Genomic DNA, 17,737 nt, shown 5'->3' with positions numbered 1-17,737 from the left:
TCGCCCTGCTGCCGGGCCGCTCGAACGGGGCGGGCGTCGCAACCGGCCTGCCAGCGCCAGTGCAGCCGTCCCGAGCGGCCGCTCCACACCCCGTCATCCACGGTCGGCTTGCCTGGGGCGTGGTGGCCGAACCCGGCGCTCGGTGCCAGCAGCACCCGCACCCGCGCCGTCCCGCGGCAGCCGGTGAGGCGCCGCAGCAACACCGCCCGGTCAGGGTCGCCCGGAAAGGCCAGTGCGTCGCGGCATTCCACGATGCCGTCGCGAGTGATCCAGCGGTTCCGCCAGATCAGGGTGCCCGGCTCGTAGTAGCCGCCCCATACGTGCCGCACGTCGGTCGGCGTGACCGCGTAAACACCGCCGCCGCCAATGAGATTGGAGAAGACGGCGTCGGAATCCCAGCGCGGCGCACACATCCACGCCACGTCACCCTGCGGCCCGACCAATGCGCCCCGCTCACCGTCGGCGAGCAGCGCATACTCACGCAGCACCCGGGGGGCGAAGGTGGTCTCGACGTCGATCTTCAGGTCAGTCATGGGCGTGTGCCTTCGACCTCCGTCCCACGCCGGTATCGATCTTTCCGGCGGCCATCCGTTCGGCAAGCCGCGAGGCCAACGCCATGATCGTCAACGCGGGATTGGCGGAGCCCTGGGTGGGACACACCGAGCCGTCGGCGAGAAACAGGTTCGGCACGCCCCACACCCGGTGGTCGGAGTCGACCACCGAATTCTGCGGCCCGGTGCCCATGCGGGCGCCGCCGATCAGGTGGGCGAAACGCTCGATGGTGAGCACGTCCTGGGCGTCGGCGGCGTGCAGGATGTCGCCGATCACCTTGGTGGAGTAGGCCATGTTGGCCTTGTCGTTGTCGCAGAGCGTGTAGTCGAACCGGGCCACCGGGATGCCGTATGGGTCCTTCTCGTCCGCCACGGTCACCCTGTTGTCCGGCAGCGGCAGCAGCTCGTTGAGCACGCCGACGGTCGCCCAGTGGTTGTAGTCGCGCATGTACTCGCGCATGGCGCGGCCCCAGTGCCCCTCGGCGAGCACGTGTTCGGCCCAGCCGATCGGCAACGGTGACACGGTCTGGATGGAGAAGCCGCGGGCAAACCCGCGCGAGAGGTCGGTCTCGTAGAACTGTTCGGAGGTCACCTCCGGGGGAGGCGCCTTGTACATCCGCATCTCCTCCGACCACCGGCCCGCGGACTGGGTGGCGCCCTGCACCATCACGTAACGCCCGACCTGATCCTCGTTGTTGCCCAACCCGTTCGGGAAGCGGTCGCTGACCGAGTTCAACAGCAGGCGCGGCGTCTCGATCGAATATCCGGCCACGGCAACCACTTTGGCGCGCTGCATCCGTTCCTTGCCGCCCACCTCGTCGTAGTAAACGACCCCCTTGGCCGCGCCGGTCTCGTCGAGTTCGACGCGGGAGGCCATGCAGTTGGCGCGGATCTCCACGTCGTGCGCCAGCGCGTCGGGAAGGTGGGTGACGTACGGGCTGGCCTTGGCGTTGACCTTGCAGCCCTGCAGGCAGTAGCCGCGGTAGATGCAGTGTGGGCGGTTGCCGAAGGTGCCGTTGACGATGCCGACGGGCCCGACCCGCATCTCGATGCCGAGCTTGTGCGCACCCTCCCAAATCTTGGCGGCCGCACCCGAAATGGGATGCGGGGCAAAGGGGTAGCGATGCGGGTCGCCCCAGGGCCAGTTCTGCCCGGCCACCGGCAGCTCGAGCTCGATCTGTTCGTAGTGGCGGCGAATATCCTCGTAGCGCAGCGGCCAGTCGGCGCCCACCCCGTCCAGCGTGTAGGTGGCAAAGTCGCTGGGGTGAAACCGCGGGGTGTAGCCGGCGTAGTGGACCATGGAGCCGCCGACGCCGCGTCCGGAGTTGTTCTTGCCCAGCTCAATTGGGTCGTCACCGCCGATGATGCGCTTCTGTGTCCAGTACAGCGCGTGGGAGCCGGCCTCGTCGGACACCCAGTCCTCGTCGGGGTGCCAGAACGGGCCGGCCTCGAGGATCACGACCCGCCAGCCGGCCCGCGCCAGCCGCTGCGCCAGTACCGAGCCGCCGGCGCCGGCGCCGACGACAACAAGGTCGACCTCGTCGTCGTCGCGGTAGCGGCGCATGGTCTTCTCGCCGGGCAGGTCGCGCGAATGCACGTCGAGCAGGAACCGGGAATCGTTGTCTTTCGGTCCGACGGCCCCCTTCAAAAGGCCTCGCCAGAAGTCGCCCATCACACCTCGCCGTTCTGCACGACCTGCACGGGGTCTTCGTCGGTGGCGCCGGGGGTCTCGTACGGTTCGCGCGCGGCGGCGGGCCCGGTGGCGCCGCCGAGGCGCATGAACCCGCGCGGGTAGGCGGGGCCGCCGAATCCGATCTCGTTCCACGCCCACGGGTGGGAGTAGAAGCCGGACAGCGTCATTCGCATGCACACCGACCAGGCGCGCTTGACGTTGAGGTTCTCCCAGGCGCCGCCCTCCAGGTCGCCCCGGGAGAACCGGTCGATGATCGCCTCGCGGGTTTCGGGCTCTGCGGCGGCGAAGGAGGGTGCGCCGTATTTGGCCGCCGCGGTCTCATTGAGCCCGCGCAGCACCAACCGCCACGCGTCGCGGTCGTCGGGCATATCCGCGTACTGGTAACCGTCGAGGCGTCCGTCGGCGAGCTTGGAGTCGACGAATTCGGCCGCCGGCACGCGCGGCTCGACGTCCTGCGCCAGCACCGTGTCGCAGAACGCGCGCAGGCACGGTTCTTCTTCGGCGGTGAAAAACCGCAGTGGGCCGGGAGGTTCCAGCCGGGCCAGCACCACTTTCCTGGTGGCCTCGTCCCAGTTGCCGGCGTTTTCCAGCACGTCGAAATCCGGGTAACGCCCGATCATCTGCGGAGTGGTGCCGTGGCGCTGCTGGGGAAGCCACGACGGGTGCGGAGGCTTGCCATCCGGGCGCAGGTTGGGCAGGTGGTCCGGGCGCGAGGTGTCAGCCATCTCGCTTATCCCCGGAACCGCTCGCGGCGCAGGATCGACGCCAGCAACCCCATCCCTCCGACCATGCACATCAATCCCGGCGCGGCGATCGGCGGGCCCATGGGCACGTTGTAGGACGCGTGTTTCCATCCGCCCGGCTTGCGCGCGACGCCGCGCGCGTGCAGGTATTCGCCCATCAGCCCGTTCGCCGTGTAGATGCCGGCGGTGATCGGCAGCCAGAGTTTGGCCCAGCGCCGCGAGAACACACCGCCGATTCCGGCGACGACCACCGGTGGGGTCACCACGATCGGGCTCCACATCCACTTGTTGCCGAAGCTGGCCTTGTAGTGCTCGAAATAGATTTCGGCCGTCGTGACAAGCGCCGCAATGGCGGTCAACCCGGACAGCGAGCGTTCGAAACGACCGTGCGCGACGTCGTACAGCGCCCGCTCGGCAAGCTGCGAGACCTCGCCCTCGCCTCGGTCACCGTTGCCTGACAACAACATTGGATTCCCTTCCTGACCCGTTCGGTCACCGCACCGTCGATCGCTGGCGCGGCTTGATTCCCTGGTGAACCGCGTGATCGTCTGCGCGGCCCGCGAAAGCACGTTCTTGGGTCCGCTACGTCGTCATGCTCACCGGCTCACCTCCACGACGCGACACGCCCCGGCATCCACCGCTCGCCGCGCAACGGACCAAGGTGGCCGCCCCGGAAAGCTGGTGAAGCGCCCGGCTGCGTGTTCAACCGAGGTGGTCCAGACGGCATGCGGGCATGCGTCCTGACCTTCCGCTTTCGGTAGGTACCCCGTTCCACCGCCGGTTAACCTGGGAGAATGGTGTCCGATTACCAGCGCGGGCCGCGGCGGTCGGGGTGGACGAGAGGCCGCAGCAGGGTGTTGTCGGATGGCGACAACGGTCCGCCGTGGCGTTGTCCGGTTTGGGCAAACCCGCCGCGCGGTCCCCGCATCACCATGGAGTCAGGAAGCAGCCCTGACGACACCCCGCTCCTGTGAAAGGACACAAGTGCGATGGCGAGTACCCCACGGTGGTTGACGCGGCAGGAATATGCCCGTCCGCAACAGCGAGCTCGGCTTGCTGCGCTCGCGGCACTGCTGGTCGGTGCGATCGTCGAGTGACGTAACGCATCCACCACAAGTCAGCCAAATCTCAATTATCAGTGAACACACGTGATTTCGAGGTCGATTTTTCATGCTTGTCGCCAATAAGGCCCGCCATAACAGGTTCCGCGTACACCCGCCTGCGGGCACGCGGCGTGTGACGTCGGGGCATCCCGGCCTGTCGCTGCGCACACATTTCCAGCCCGGCATGCTCGTAGTGCAGGTATACGGGCCGATCGAGGCGGGCAATGCTGCCCGGCTGAACGACCACATCACCGATCTGGCGAACCCCGACCGGCCGTTGATCCTCGACCTTCGAGGTGTGAACTTCATCAACGACGACGGCTTTCATGCGTTGGTCAGAATCGCCGAGTACTCACACAGAACGGGGATGCGATGGGCGCTGGTCACCAGCGAGGCCGTCGATCGGCTCCTGAGTGGCACGTCCAGCACCTACCGGCTACCCACCGCGGCCTCGGTGGATGAGGCCATGCAGCGGTTGACATCTCACGACCCGGCTTGGTCTCTACCGCACCGGGTGGTCACTACCGCCAGGGAGCTCACGAGGTGCTGATACGAGCAGACGGTTGGCAAACAGCATTGACGGCCCACGGGCGGACGAAGAAGAGGTGATGGCTTGTGGTCGCGATCGAGTGGCTTGACCAGGACAGTCTCTGGGCTCTCTCCCGGCGAACTGACAGGCTGGGTGTGTTGTCGGTGTACGTGCACGCCGATCCCCGGCAAGACCCGAATTTGCAAGCGACCGCAATCGATTTGAAGAACCGATTCCGGGAACTGCAATCCCGGATTGTCGGGGATATGGGTGCACCGGGGAGCCGCGAGGTGGTTGCCGCACTGGAGCGGCTCCGCGAGCAAGTCGAGAGCCTGACAAGCCCGGCGGCCTCGGGCCGCGGCCGAATCGTCTTCGCCGGGTTGGACAGCGGCTGGATGCTGCGGCTGGAGAGCGCGATGCCGGTGACCAATCGGGTGGTATTGGGCGACGCCCCGTTCATCCACCCGCTGCTGGAGTTGCTCGACGAGGGTCGGGCGGCAGGCGTGGTCCTGATTTCCGCGCAGGACGCCCGGCTGCTCGAATGGCGAGCCGGATCGCTGCAGCTGCTGACGCGAATCGAGCAGCCCTATGTTCAGGCGGCACATGAGCGTGCGGGTCAAATCGGGGGCGGTCCCGACGGGCAGTTCCATACCCCGATGCGCGAACAGCGCCGAGCGCGTGATCGGGACCGGATGCTGCAATTCCTGGACCGGGTCGCCGAAGCGGCCGCCGACTTGGCCGGATATCGCGGCTGGGAGCGCATCCTCGTCAGTGGCGGGGAGCGCTGGACCGAGCCGGCCGTCGCGAGGTTCCCCCGGGCGCTGCGTGCCAAGGTGTTCGCCGACGCTCGGATTTCTCGGGTTTTCAATGGGCACAATGACGTTGAACTGGCCATGGCCGTGACCCAATGGGTTCGCGACCAGCAGGCCGAGCACGAGCGGCGGCTTCTGGAACGTGTGCGCGACGTCGCCGGATCCGGACGCGCCGCCCTCGGGTTGTCCGAGGTGACCGCGGTGTTGAACGCGGGCCGCGCCGCGCATTTGGTGTATGACCCGCAGGTCCGCTACCAGGGGACCGTGGGCGCCGACGGAGCGCTCTACGGCGGCGACGAGGTCGGCCCGAACGGATATCCGGTGACCCCGGAGCCCCGGCTGACCGAGCGGCTGGTCGAGCGGGCGCTGATGACCGGGGCGAGGATCAGTCCCGTCGACGGCGCGGCCGACGCAGGGCTCAAGGACGCCGACGGCGTCGCCGCGCTACTGCGCTGGTGAAAACGGCGCCCGCGTCACTTCCAGAGGTGCGGCGGGCCTCGCGTCGGCTGTCGGCATCACCCCGTCGGCAAACAGCCTGACCAAAACCGCCAAGGCCGCTGATGTGCCATGATGTCGGAGCTGTCAAGACTCAGGGAGCAGCGGTGGATCTCAATTTTTCGATGGTCACACGACCGGTCGAGCGGCTGATCGCCACAGCGCAGAACGGGCTGGAAGTCTTGCGTCTGGGGGGTTTGGAAACCGGCACGGTGCCGTCGCCGTCGCAGATCGTCGAGAGCGTGTCGATGTACAAGCTCCGGCGTTATTTCCCGCCGGACAGCAGGCCCGGCCAGTCGCCCGCCGGGCCGCCCGTGCTGATGGTGCATCCGATGATGATGTCGGCCGACATGTGGGACGTCACCCGCGACGAAGGCGCGGTGGGGATCCTGCACGCCCACGGCCTTGATCCCTGGGTCATCGACTTCGGCGAACCCGACAAGATCGAAGGCGGCATGCGCCGGACCCTGGCCGATCACATCGTCGCGCTGGGCCAGGCCATCGACACCGTCAAGGATGTGACCGGCAGCGATGTGCACCTGGTCGGCTATTCCCAGGGCGGCATGTGGTGCTATCAGGTCGCCGCGTACCGGCGCTCCAAGAATCTTGCCAGCATCGTCGCGTTCGGCTCGCCGGTGGACACCCTGGCCGCGTTGCCCATGGGCATCCCGGCAAATTTCGGCGCGGCGGCGGCCAACTTCATGGCCGATCACGTGTTCAGCCGGCTGGCCATCCCCAGCTGGATGGCGCGCACCGGGTTCCAGATGATGGATCCGCTCAAGACGGCCAAAGCGCGGGTCGACTTCGTGCGCCAATTGCACGATCGCGAGGCGCTGCTGTCGCGCGAGCAGCAACGCCGCTTCCTGGAACGCGAAGGCTGGATCGCGTGGTCCGGCCCGGCGATCTCCGAGCTCCTCAAGCAGTTCATCGCCCACAACCGGATGATGACCGGTGGTTTCGCCGTCAACGGGCAGATGGTCACGCTCACCGACATCACCTGTCCGGTGCTGGCCTTCGTCGGCGAGGTCGACGACATCGGGCAGCCGGCCTCGGTGCGCGGCATCCGGCGGGCGGCGCCGTACGCCGAGGTTTACGAGTGCACCATCCGGACGGGCCACTTCGGCCTGGTCGTCGGGTCCAAGGCCGCCCAGCACAGCTGGCCGACCGTCGCCGAATGGGTGCGATGGCTGTCCGCCGGCGGCGACAAGCCCACCAGCATCGAGCTGATGGCCGATCAGCCCGACGAGCACACCGACAGCGGCGTGGCGTTGAGCTCCCGGCTCGCGCACGGGATCGGGGAAGCCTCCGAGGCGGCGCTGGGCATCGTGCGCGGCGCGGCCAACACCGTCGTCGCTGCCAACAAATCGGTGCGCACCCTGGCCGTCGAGACGGCCCGCACCCTGCCGCGACTGGTCCGGCTGGGACAGATCAACGACCACACCAGGATCTCGCTGGGCCGCATCATCGAGGAACAGGCCCACGACGCCCCGCAGGGGGAATTCCTGTTGTTCGACGGGCGGGTGCACACCTACGAGGCGGTGAACCGGCGCATCAACAACGTCGTCCGCGGCCTGATCGAGGTCGGCGTGCGACAGGGCGACAGGGTCGGCGTGCTGATGGAGACCCGGCCCAGCGCGCTGGTGGCCATCGCCGCGCTGTCCCGGCTCGGTGCGATCGCGGTGGTGATGCGGCCCGACGCCGACCTGGCCGCGTCGGTACGGCTCGGGGGAGTGAGCGAGATCCTGACCGACCCCACCAACCTCGATGCGGTGCTGGCGTCGGACGGTCAACTACTTCGGCAGGTGCTGGTGCTCGGCGGCGGCGAGTCGCGTGATCTGCACCTGCCCGAGGACGCCCTTGAGCAGCTCCACGTCATCGACATGGAACAAATCGACCCGGATGCCGTCGAGCTGCCCGGCTGGTATCGGCCCAATCCGGGGCTGGCCCGGGATCTCGCGTTCATCGCGTTCAGCGCGGCCGGTGGGGAGCTGGTGGCCAGGCAGATCACCAACTACCGCTGGGCGGTGTCGGCGTTCGGTACCGCCTCGACGGCCGCGCTCGACCGTCGCGACACCGTCTACTGCCTGACACCGCTGCACCACGAGTCGGCGCTGTTGGTCAGCCTGGGCGGCGCGGTGGTCGGCGGCGCCCGCATCGCGCTGTCGCGCGGCCTGAACCGGGACCGGTTCATCCAGGAGGTGCGCCAGTACGGCGTCACCGTGGTGTCGTACACCTGGGCCATGCTCCGCGAGATCCTGGACAACCCCGCCGGCCCCCCGTTCGTCCTGCACGGCAACCACCCGGTGCGCCTGTTCATCGGTTCCGGTATGCCCACCGGGCTGTGGAGCCGCGTCGTCGAGGCGTTCGCGCCCGCCCACGTCGTCGAGTTCTTCGCCACCACCGACGGGCAGGCGGTGCTGGCCAACGTGTCCGGCGCCAAGGTCGGCAGCAAGGGCCGCCCCTTGCCGGGGGCCGGGCGTATCGAGCTGGGCGCCTACGACACCGAGCACGACCTGATCCTGGAAAACGAGCGTGGCTTCGTGCAGATCGCCGAACCCAAACAGGTCGGGGTCCTGCTCGCCGCCTCCAACGGGCCGATCGATCCGAGCGCCTCGGTCAAGCGCGGGGTCTTCGCCGCCGGGGACACCTGGATCTCGACCGAGTACCTCTTCTACCGGGACGACGACGGCGACTACTGGATGGCGGGCCGGCGCGGCTCGGTGGTGCGGACCGAGCGCGGTCTGGTCTACGCCGAGCCGGTGACCGACGCGCTGGGCTGCATCAACGGTGTCGACCTCGCGGTGACCTACAACGTGCCCGTGGGCGGCCACGAGGTGGCGGTGTCGGCGGTGACGCTGTTGCCGGGCGCCTCCATCACCGCGGCCGACCTGACCGAAGCCTTCGCCAAGATCCCCATCGGCCTGGGACCCGACATCGTGTGCGTGGTCTCGGAGATGACGTTGAGCGCGACCTACCGCCCGACCGTGAGCGCCCTGCGGGCCGCCGGGATCCCGAAGGCGGGACGCCACGTCTGGTATTTCGATGCGGAGACCGAACACTATCGCCGGCTGACCGCCGGGGTGCGTTCCGAGCTGAGCGGCGCGCGGTCATGATCGACGAGGCACTGCTGAACATCCTGGTGTGCCCGGACGACCGGGGCCCGTTGGTGTTGGTGGGACAGGAATTGCTTTACAACCCCCGACTGCGCCGCGCCTACCGGATCGAGGACGGCATCCCGGTGCTGCTCATCGACGAGGCCCGCGACGTCGACGACGACGAGCACGCCCGGCTCATGGCACAAGGCCGTCCGGCAGATCCCCGGTGAGGTAGCGCTGCAGGTTCGGCGCGATAGTTTGCGCGATCTGCTCGGGCGGCAGCGACGCGAACGGCTCGACCTGCACGATGTAGCGCGCCATGACGACGCCCATCAATTGCGACGCGAAGAACTGGGCGCGAATCGTGCCCGTCCCGGGCGGATTGTCCACGCGCGGAGCGACTTCCGCGGTGACGATCTCCTGTAGGAAGGACCGCGCCAGGCTGACGTCGGCGCCTGCCAGCAGCGATCGCAACGTGGCGATCAAACCCGCCCCCAGCTCGGAGTCCCAGATCGGCAGCAGTACCGACGGCAGCGCGAATCCGAGGTCTTCGACGGGCACATCCCGCATGGGCACCAGCACCGTCATCGGGTCGATCGGAATGCGAATCGCGGCGGCGAACAGTTGCTGCTTGGTTCCGAAGTAGTGGTGCACCAGGGCGGAGTCGACCCCGGCGGCCGCGGCCACCGCCCGAATCGACGTCCTGTCAATGCCATTGCGCGCAAACAGTTCACGGGCGCTGTTCAGAATCCGGTCGCGGGTGTCGGAATTTCCGGCCGGCCGCCCCCGCCGGCGCCCGGCGTTGGTAGCCGTCACTAGCGGCCTCCGTGGCGACCCGCTGCGCCCGGCTGCGCCGCGCTGGCGATCGCCACTAGGGCGTCCGGCGCCGCAGTGTCGCCGCCGCCAGGCACAGCGCCGCCAGGGCGAAGCCCAGCACCACGACGATGTCGCGCACCGCGATAAACGTCAGTCCCGGGTGTGCACCCACCTGTTGCAGCGCCTCCAGCGCGTAGCTGGCCGGCAGCACGTTGCTGATCCATTGCAGCCAGTGTGGCATCAACGCCCGCGGCACGATGATGCCGGCCAGCAGCAGCTGCGGCACCATCACCAGCGGGATGAACTGCACGGCCTGAAACTCGGTGCGGGCGAACGCACTACACAGCAGACCCAAGCCAACTCCGAGCACGGCGTTGACGATCGCGATCACGAAAACCCACAGCGGGCTGCCCGCCGTGTCGAAGCCCAGCATCCAGAACGACACGACGCAGGCCAGAATGGCTTGTGCCGCAGCGGCCGTCGAGAAGGCGGTGCCGTAGGCGATCAGGAGGTCGAGCCGGCGCAGCGGTGTGGTCAAGATGCGCTCCAGCGTTCCGGAGGCCCGTTCGCGTTGCATGGTGATCGCCGTGATGATGAACATCACGAAAAGCGGGAACAGGCCCAGCAGAATCAGGCACGCGTTGTTGAACGGGGTCGGGCCGCCGGGGCGGTGCGGAGCGTTTTCGAACATGAAGTACATCAGGGTGATCACCAGGACGGGCACCAACAGAATCATCGCGACGCTGCGGTGATCGCCGGCCAACTGGCGCAGAATCCGCGCCGTGGTCGCGGTGTACCCGCTCAGGCTCAGCCCGCTTCGCGCATGGTGCTGCGCTTGATGATGGACAGAAACGCGTCGTCCAGTGACGTGCATCCGGTGTCCTCTCGCAGTTGGGTTCCGGTGGTGTGGGCGACCAGCCGGCCTTCGCGCATCAGTAGCAGGTCCTCGCAGTGGTCGGCTTCGTCCATCACATGGCTGGAGACCAGCAGCGTGGTCCCGGCCCTGGCCAGTTCGGCGAACTGATCCCACAGGTCCGCGCGCAGCACGGGATCCAGGCCCACCGTGGGCTCGTCGAGCACCAGCAGATCGGGCTGGCAGACCAGCGCACACGCCAGCGACACCCGGGTGCGCTGACCGCCGGAGAGGTTGCCGCACAAGGCGGTCCGGTGATCGGTGAGCCCGACGCGTTCGATGGCGGTGTCGGCGGCCTGCCCGTCGAACCCGTACAGCGTCGCGAAGTACCGGACGTTGTCGACGATGCGCAGGTCGTTGTAGATGGTCGGGTCCTGCGGCAGGTAGCCGACGCGGCGGCGCAGTTCGGGGCCGCCGGCCGGCTTGCCGAGCACCAAGACGTGGCCCGAGGTCACGATCTGGGTGCCGACGATGCACCGCATCAGGGTGGTCTTGCCGCAGCCGGACGGGCCGAGCAGGCCGGTGATGCTGCCCGTGGCGATCTGCACGGAGAAATCGTGCAGAGCTGGGCGTTTGCCGCGGACCACGCGCAGGTGCTCGATTTTTACGGCCGGCCCTGCGGAGCCGGAGATTAATTCATCACGGGATGAACTCATCATGTGATGAATATTCCTCGCGCGCGGCGGACCTGTCAAGGCCGGAACGGAATCTCCGCGAAACTGTAACTACCGACGGGTCCACTCGCGCGATACGTCGGTAGTTACAGTCTCGCGGCGTCCCGCTGTTCGGGCTGGGCCGGCTGTCGTCAGCTTCCGATGCCCGGACGCCGCTGCGGCAGATGGCCGTGGACGCCCTCGGCGTAGGCGGTTTCGGCGTGCTGGCTCAGGTCGGCTCCGGTGGTCTCGTCTTCCGGGCTGAGCCGGAAGCCCATCATCCGGTCGATCACCTTGGCCAGCAGGAACGACATGGCGAACGCGTAGCACGCGACGACCACGATCGCCAGGGTCTGCTTGCCCAGTTGGCCGACGCCGCCGCCGTACAGCAGGCCGCGCGGGCCCGCGGTCATGACGGCCGTGGCGAGCAGCCCGATCAAGGACACACCGACGACGCCACCGACGAAGTGCACGCCCACGACGTCGAGCGAATCGTCGTAGTTGAAACGCAGTTTCGCGCCCACCGCGAACGAGCACACGACGCCCGCCGCGAGGCCGACGACCGTCGCGCCGAGCGTGTTGACGGTCCCGCACGACGGGGTGATGGCCACCAAGCCGGCGACCACACCCGACGCGGCACCGAAAGTGGTGGGCCTGCCGTCGCGAATCTGTTCGACCCCAAGCCAACCGAGCATGCCCAGGCACCCCGCGACCAGGGTGTTGAGGAAGATGGCCGCCGCGGTCCCGTTGGCGGCCAGGGCCGAGCCGGCGTTGAACCCGAACCAGCCGAACCACAGCAGCCCGACACCGACGAACAGCAGCGGCAGATTGTGCGGCCGCATGGCGTCTTTCTTGAAACCGATGCGCGGCCCGAGCACCAGCGCCAGCGCCAGCGCGGACGAACCCGAGACGATCTCGACGACCAGGCCGCCCGCATAGTCGAGGACGCCCAGCCTGGCCAGCCAGCCGCCTGGCCCCCATACCCAATGCGCGACAACCGAATACACGGTGATCGTCCACACCGGCACGAACACCATCCAGGCGGCGAACTTGGCGCGGTCGGCGATCGCGCCACTCACCAGCGCGGCCGTGACGATCGCGAACGTCAACTGGAACGTGGCATACAGCAACTCGGGCACCGCTGTGCCGTGAACGGTGTCGGGGGTGATGCCGAGCATCCCGAAATGCCTGAGGTTGCCGACCAGCCCGTCGGCCCCGTCTTCGGAGAACGCCAGGGTGTAGCCGACGAGCAGCCACGCCACGGTCACCATCGGGATGGAGATGAAGCTCATCATGATCATGTTGAGCACCCCGGTGGTGCGGACCATGCCGCCGTAGAAGATCGCCAGGCCGGGGGTCATCAGCAAGACCAGCGCGGTGCTGGCCAGCAGCCACGCCGTGGCGGCAGGGTCGATCGCGTGCATGTGGGCTCCTTTGGGTCCCGGACACCGGGATACTGCCATGTTTGGGCCGCCGGTAGGTTCGTTGGGTTACTGAAAAGAGGATTCAGGATCTGAATTGGTCGAGGCTGGACGGCGATCCCGCGTGAGCACGGCTGCGGCCCGGCTGTCGGTCGACCCGGTCGAGGCCGCGCGCCGGTTGTTGGGCGCCACCCTCACCGGGCGGGGCGTGACGGGCGTCGTCGTCGAGGTCGAGGCGTACGGCGGTGTTCCCGACGGTCCGTGGCCGGACGCCGCGGCGCACTCGTACAAGGGCCTGCGGGCCCGTAACTTTGTCATGTTCGGGCCGCCCGGGCGGCTCTACACCTATCGCAGCCACGGCATCCACGTCTGCGCCAACGTCTCGTGTGGGCCCGACGGCACCGCGGCCGCGGTCCTGTTGCGCGCCGTCGCCCTCGAGGACGGCGCCGACGCGGCCCGGGCCCGCCGCGGCGCGCTGGTGCACACCGCGGCGTTGGCGCGCGGCCCGGGGAACCTGTGCGCCGCCATGGGAATCACCATGGACGACAACGGAATTGACCTGTTCGCCCCCGACAGTCCGGTGACCCTCGAGTTGCACGAACCGCTGACCGCCGTGTCGGGGCCGCGGGTGGGTGTCAGCCAGGCCGCCGACCGGCCGTGGCGGTTGTGGCTTCCCGGCCGTCCGGAGGTCTCGGCGTACCGCCGCAGCCCCCGCGCGGCGGCGCCGGGCGCCAGCGACTAACCGCGGCGAACGTCGAGTCGTTGGGCGAGAACGCCCCGAAACCACACCACAAGTCGACGCTCGGCGTCGGCGCTCTGGAAGACTCGTACACCATGATCCTCGACGAGCTGGGCTGGCGCGACCTGATCGCGCAGTCCACCGACCTCGATGCGCTGGCCGCCGAGGCCGGGCGCGGGCCGATGACGGTGTACGCCGGCTTCGACCCCACCGCGCCCAGCCTGCACGCCGGGCACCTGGTGCCGCTGCTGGCGTTGCGCCGGTTTCAGCGCGCCGGCCATCGCCCGATCGTGCTCGCGGGCGGCGCCACCGGCATGATCGGCGATCCGCGCGACGTCGGCGAGCGCGCGCTCAACGAGGCGGACACCGTCGCCGAGTGGACCGAACGGATCGGCGGCCAGCTGCGACGCTTCGTCGATTTCGACGATTCTGGGGAATCACCCACCGGTGCCGTCGTCGTCAACAACCTGGACTGGACGCGCCCGATGTCGGCGATCGAGTTCCTGCGCGACGTCGGCAAGCACTTCTCGGTCAACGTCATGCTGGACCGCGACACCGTCCGGCGTCGCCTGGACGGCGACGGCATCTCCTACACCGAATTCAGCTACATGTTGTTGCAGGCCAACGATTACGTCGAGCTGCACCGCCGCTACGGCTGCCGACTGCAGATCGGCGGCTCCGACCAGTGGGGCAACATCATCGCCGGGGTCCGGCTGGTCCGCCAACAGCTGGGCGCCTCGGTCCATGCGCTGACGGTGCCGCTGGTGACCGCCGCCGACGGCACCAAATTCGGCAAGTCCACCGGCGGCGGCAGCCTGTGGCTGGATCCCGCCCTGACCACCCCGTACGCCTGGTACCAGTACTTTTTCAACACCGCCGACGCCGACGTGATCCGCTACCTGCGGTGGTTCACCTTCTTGACGGCCGACGAGCTGAACGAGCTGGAACAGGTTACGGCCGAACGCCCCCAACAACGCGCCGCCCAGCGGCGGCTGGCGCGCGAACTCACGGTGCTGGTGCACGGCGAGGCGGCCACCGAGGCGGTTGAGCACGCCAGCCGGGCGCTGTTCGGGCAGGGCGAACTGGGCCGCCTGGACGAGGCCACGCTGGCGGCGGCGCTGCGCGAGACGTCGGTCGCCGAGCTCAAACCCGGTGGCCCCGACGGGATCGTCGACCTGTTGGTCGCCAGCGGTCTGTCCGAGAGCAAGAAGGCCGCGCGGCGCACCATCGGCGAAGGCGGCGTCTCGGTCAACAACGTCCGCGTCGACGACGAGGCCTGGGCGCCGCAACCGTCCGACTTCCTGCACGGCCGATGGCTGGTGCTGCGCCGCGGCAAACGCACGGTCGCCGGGGTCGAAAAGCTCTAGCCCGGTTAGCCCTTTCGAGGTCCCAACGGCTTTCGCAAAACACGTACGTGCACAGATCTTTACCTCACCGTGTCGTTGGCGTGATCCGCGGGGACCACTGTTGTCACGGTGATTTTCGCGACGCGTGTGCGGTTGACCGTCCTGCGGATCCTGGGGGTGAGCACGGGCTTGGTGGCGCTGGCCGCGGCGCTGTCGGCGCCGATCCGCGCCGACATGCTCGGCAATGCCTTCCTGTCGGCGCTGACGAATGCCGGGATCTCCTACATCCAACCGACGGGCGCGACGGCGCTGGGACAGTCGGTGTGCCCGATGCTGTTCGAGCCCGATGGGTCCTTCGACGCCGTGACGTCCAAGATGGCCGAGGGCAACGGAATGTCCTACGAGACGGCGGGCAGGTTCACCATCGTCGCGATCGCGACCTACTGCCCGGCGATGATCGCGCCGCTGCTGAGCAACCGGCGGCACAGCTAGCCGAATCGTTGCCCGTATTCTCGGCAGCGTGGTCGACGACAGGCAGAGGCACCGTGGCGAGCGTGGGGCGCGGCCGGCATCCGGCGGATGGTCCGGTCCGCGACGTGCGCGGGCGGCTCAGCCGCAGAGCGCCCGGCGCCGGGAGGCCCAGGCCGATCGTGCGCCGCAGGACGGGCCGCCGGTCCCGCCGGGCGTGGAGGCCAAACAGCTGGCACCCGACATTCGCCGCGAACTGAGCACCCTGGACCGCGCCACGGCCGACGCGGTGGCGCGCCACCTGGTCGCGGCGGGCGAGTTGCTGGACGAAGATCCCGAGGCGGCGTTGAGTCATGCCCGCGCGGCGCGGGCCCGGTCCAGCCGCATCGCCACCATTCGGGAGGCGGTCGGGATCGCCGCGTATCACTGCGGCGACTGGTCGCAGGCGCTGGCGGAGTTACGCGCCGCCCGCCGGATGGGCAGCAAGTCCTCGTTGCTGGCGTTGATCGCCGATTGCGAACGCGGGCTTGGCCGCCCGGAACGGGCAATCGAACTCACGCGCGGGCCGGAGGCCGCCGAGCTGTCCGGCGACGACGCCGACGAGTTACGCATCGTCGCCGCCGGGGCGCGGGCGGACCTCGGCCAGCTGGAGCAGGCGCTGACCGTCTTGTCCACGCCGCAACTGGATCCCGGCCGCACCGGCTCCACGGCGGCGCGGCTGTTCTACGCCTACGCGGACACGCTGCTCGCGCTCGGCCGCGGCGACGAGGCGCTGCACTGGTTCCTGCGTTCGGCGGCCGCCGACGTCGACGGCGTCACCGACGCCGAAGACCGGGTCAGCGAACTCGGCTGACGTGACGGATTCGACCGCGTGAAAAGCCTTGCGCAGGAATATGACTGCCTGCTGATCGACCTGGACGGTACGGCGTTTCGCGGCAGCCAGCCCACCGAGGGCGCGGTGCAGGCGTTGGCCGAGTTGCGCAGCCGCGCGTATTTCGTGACCAACAACGCGTCCCGCAGCGCCGACGAGGTCGCCGCGCATCTGAGCGACCTCGGTTTCACCGCCACCGCCGACGACGTCGCCACCAGCGCGCAAAGCGCGGCCCGGCTGCTGGCCGATCAGCTGCCCGCGGCCTCGCCGGTGCTGATCGTGGGCACCGAGGCCCTGGCCGACGAGATCGCGGCCGTCGGGCTGCGCCCGGTGCGCCGTTACGACGACGCCCCGGCCGCCGTCGTGCAGGGCCTGTCCCTGACCATCGGCTGGCCCGATCTCGCCGAGGCGGCGCTGGCCATCCGGGCCGGCGCGCGGTGGGTGGCGGCCAACGTCGACCTCACCTTGCCCACCGAGCGCGGGCTGTTGCCCGGCAACGGATCCCTGGTGGCCGCGTTGCGGGCGGCCACCGGCGCCGAACCCCAGGTCGCGGGCAAACCGGCGCCCGCCCTGCTGCGCGATGCGGCGGCCCGGGGCGACTACCGCGCGCCCTTGGTGATCGGCGACCGGCTCGACACCGACATCGAAGGCGCCAACGCCGCCCAGCTACCCAGCTTGATGGTGCTCACCGGGGTCAATTCCGCGCGGGACGCGGTGTACGCCAAGCCCGCCCAGCGCCCCACCTACATCGGCCATGATCTGCGCTCGCTGCACACCGACGGCGAGCGGCTCGCCGTGGGGCCGCAGCGTGGCTGGCACGTGGACGTCGCGGACGAGGCGATCACCGTCAGCGGCAGCGGCCCGAACACGGGGTCCGACGACGGGGACGGCCTGGCGATCGTTCGCGCTGTCGCCAGCGCGGTATGGGGCGCGGCCGACTCCGGTTCCGGCAAGCCCCGGGTGCGCATCGAGGCCGCCGACGACCGGGCGCGCGCCGCGCTGCAACGCTGGTCTTTGGTGCACACCGACTGACGGGTGACTAGCGTAGGAACGCGATGACCATCGACCCCGATCAGATTCGCGCCGAAATCGACGCCCTGCTGGCCCGGCTGCCCCATCCCGGCGATCAGCAGGATCCCGAGAAGGCCCCCTCGCTCGACGAGCTCGAAGAGATCGCGCGCCGTCTCTCCGAGGCGCACGACGTCCTGCTGGCTGCGCTGGAGTCGGCGGAGAAGGGCTGAGTGCGCGCATGTCTCGACGCGCCCGCGTTGACGCCGAGCTGGTGCGGCGCGGGCTGGCCCGGTCGCGTCAGCAGGCCGCGGAGTTGATCGGCGCCGGCAAGGTCAGCATCGACGGGATGCCCGCGCGCAAGCCCGGCACCGCCGTCGCCGTGACCGCCGCCCTGACCGTGGCCACCGACGGCGAACGCGGCTGGGTCTCGCGCGGGGCGCACAAACTCATCGGGGCCCTGGACGCCTTCGAGATTTCC

The 17,737-nt window shown here is 69.0% G+C and carries 19 protein-coding genes; 11 read left to right on the top strand and 8 right to left on the bottom strand.

Annotated features, from left to right (window positions below; all coding sequences use genetic code 11):
- From Q0W90_RS16085 to Q0W90_RS16070, 4 genes are all read right to left on the bottom strand, one after another.
- Positions 1 to 533: trehalase-like domain-containing protein (locus Q0W90_RS16085; protein WP_297775209.1), on the bottom strand; the 533-nt coding region annotated here is incomplete at its 3' end.
- Positions 526 to 2,223: a GMC family oxidoreductase gene (locus Q0W90_RS16080; protein ID WP_297698938.1), complete on the bottom strand. Its 1,698-nt coding sequence runs from the start codon at positions 2,221 to 2,223 to the stop codon at positions 526 to 528. The genes Q0W90_RS16085 and Q0W90_RS16080, both read right to left, overlap by 8 nt.
- Positions 2,223 to 2,969: a gluconate 2-dehydrogenase subunit 3 family protein gene (locus tag Q0W90_RS16075; protein ID WP_297593988.1), complete on the bottom strand. Its 747-nt coding sequence runs from the start codon at positions 2,967 to 2,969 to the stop codon at positions 2,223 to 2,225. Before Q0W90_RS16075 ends, Q0W90_RS16080 begins: the two co-directional genes overlap by 1 nt.
- A 5-nt stretch (positions 2,970 to 2,974) precedes the next feature.
- A complete protein-coding gene (locus Q0W90_RS16070; RefSeq protein ID WP_297593990.1) occupies positions 2,975 to 3,454 on the bottom strand; it encodes a hypothetical protein in 480 nt (159 codons plus the stop codon).
- A 703-nt stretch (positions 3,455 to 4,157) separates the two neighbouring features.
- Between Q0W90_RS16070 and Q0W90_RS16065 the strand changes: the two genes are divergently transcribed.
- The 4 genes from Q0W90_RS16065 (at position 4,158) to Q0W90_RS16050 (ending at position 9,251) form a co-directional block, all read left to right on the top strand.
- Positions 4,158 to 4,640 carry an STAS domain-containing protein gene (locus Q0W90_RS16065; protein ID WP_297698942.1) on the top strand — a complete coding sequence of 161 codons (483 nt, stop codon included), beginning with the start codon at positions 4,158 to 4,160 and terminating at the stop codon, positions 4,638 to 4,640.
- A 245-nt stretch (positions 4,641 to 4,885) separates the two neighbouring features.
- A complete protein-coding gene (locus tag Q0W90_RS16060; RefSeq protein ID WP_297698944.1) occupies positions 4,886 to 5,890 on the top strand; it encodes a hypothetical protein in 1,005 nt (334 codons plus the stop codon).
- A 143-nt stretch (positions 5,891 to 6,033) separates the two neighbouring features.
- The gene (locus Q0W90_RS16055; protein ID WP_297775208.1) at positions 6,034 to 9,039 is read left to right on the top strand and encodes an acyl-CoA synthetase; all 3,006 of its coding nucleotides are present in this window, start codon (positions 6,034 to 6,036) and stop codon (positions 9,037 to 9,039) included.
- Positions 9,036 to 9,251 (top strand): Trm112 family protein, encoded by a 216-nt coding sequence (locus Q0W90_RS16050; protein ID WP_297593998.1) that lies wholly within the window; start codon positions 9,036 to 9,038, stop codon positions 9,249 to 9,251. The genes Q0W90_RS16055 and Q0W90_RS16050 overlap by 4 nt, the downstream gene beginning before the upstream one ends.
- Here the strand turns inward: Q0W90_RS16050 and Q0W90_RS16045 are convergent.
- From Q0W90_RS16045 to Q0W90_RS16030, 4 genes are all read right to left on the bottom strand, one after another.
- Complete coding sequence (locus tag Q0W90_RS16045; protein WP_297593999.1) at positions 9,217 to 9,837, bottom strand: TetR family transcriptional regulator; 621 nt, start codon at positions 9,835 to 9,837, stop codon at positions 9,217 to 9,219. The two genes, Q0W90_RS16050 and Q0W90_RS16045, sit on opposite strands and share 35 nt — an antisense overlap.
- A gap of 55 nt (positions 9,838 to 9,892) precedes the next feature.
- Complete coding sequence (locus Q0W90_RS16040; RefSeq protein WP_297775210.1) at positions 9,893 to 10,642, bottom strand: ABC transporter permease; 750 nt, start codon at positions 10,640 to 10,642, stop codon at positions 9,893 to 9,895.
- 2 nt (positions 10,643 to 10,644) lie between these two features.
- A complete protein-coding gene (locus tag Q0W90_RS16035) occupies positions 10,645 to 11,409 on the bottom strand; it encodes an ABC transporter ATP-binding protein (RefSeq protein WP_297594001.1) in 765 nt (254 codons plus the stop codon).
- Between the two features lie 146 nt (positions 11,410 to 11,555).
- On the bottom strand, positions 11,556 to 12,827 hold the full coding sequence (locus Q0W90_RS16030; RefSeq protein WP_297698949.1) for an ammonium transporter: 1,272 nt from the start codon (positions 12,825 to 12,827) through the stop codon (positions 11,556 to 11,558).
- A gap of 121 nt (positions 12,828 to 12,948) precedes the next feature.
- On the opposite strand from Q0W90_RS16030, the gene Q0W90_RS16025 reads away from it, so the two are divergent.
- The 7 genes from Q0W90_RS16025 to Q0W90_RS15995 all read left to right on the top strand — a co-directional run.
- A complete protein-coding gene (locus Q0W90_RS16025; RefSeq protein WP_297698951.1) occupies positions 12,949 to 13,566 on the top strand; it encodes a DNA-3-methyladenine glycosylase in 618 nt (205 codons plus the stop codon).
- A 92-nt stretch (positions 13,567 to 13,658) separates the two neighbouring features.
- Positions 13,659 to 14,930 (top strand): tyrosine--tRNA ligase, encoded by a 1,272-nt coding sequence (gene tyrS, locus Q0W90_RS16020; RefSeq protein WP_297594028.1) that lies wholly within the window; start codon positions 13,659 to 13,661, stop codon positions 14,928 to 14,930.
- Positions 14,931 to 15,038: 108 nt separating this feature from the next.
- Positions 15,039 to 15,401, top strand: a complete 363-nt coding sequence (locus tag Q0W90_RS16015) for a DUF732 domain-containing protein (RefSeq protein ID WP_297594008.1) — start codon at positions 15,039 to 15,041, stop codon at positions 15,399 to 15,401.
- Between the two features lie 28 nt (positions 15,402 to 15,429).
- The gene (locus Q0W90_RS16010) at positions 15,430 to 16,230 is read left to right on the top strand and encodes a tetratricopeptide repeat protein (protein ID WP_297775207.1); all 801 of its coding nucleotides are present in this window, start codon (positions 15,430 to 15,432) and stop codon (positions 16,228 to 16,230) included.
- An 18-nt stretch (positions 16,231 to 16,248) separates the two neighbouring features.
- Positions 16,249 to 17,280: an HAD-IIA family hydrolase gene (locus Q0W90_RS16005; protein ID WP_297775206.1), complete on the top strand. Its 1,032-nt coding sequence runs from the start codon at positions 16,249 to 16,251 to the stop codon at positions 17,278 to 17,280.
- A 23-nt stretch (positions 17,281 to 17,303) separates the two neighbouring features.
- Positions 17,304 to 17,489 (top strand): hypothetical protein, encoded by a 186-nt coding sequence (locus Q0W90_RS16000; protein WP_297594014.1) that lies wholly within the window; start codon positions 17,304 to 17,306, stop codon positions 17,487 to 17,489.
- 8 nt (positions 17,490 to 17,497) lie between these two features.
- Positions 17,498 to 17,737: S4 domain-containing protein (locus tag Q0W90_RS15995; RefSeq protein ID WP_297775204.1), on the top strand; the 240-nt coding region annotated here is incomplete at its 3' end.

Origin of the sequence: Mycobacterium sp., assembly GCF_025933915.1 — a bacterium.
GTDB lineage: Bacteria > Actinomycetota > Actinomycetes > Mycobacteriales > Mycobacteriaceae > Mycobacterium.
The sequence above is the reverse complement of the archived record's forward strand: the minus strand, read 5'-3'. Positions and strand labels throughout refer to the sequence as shown.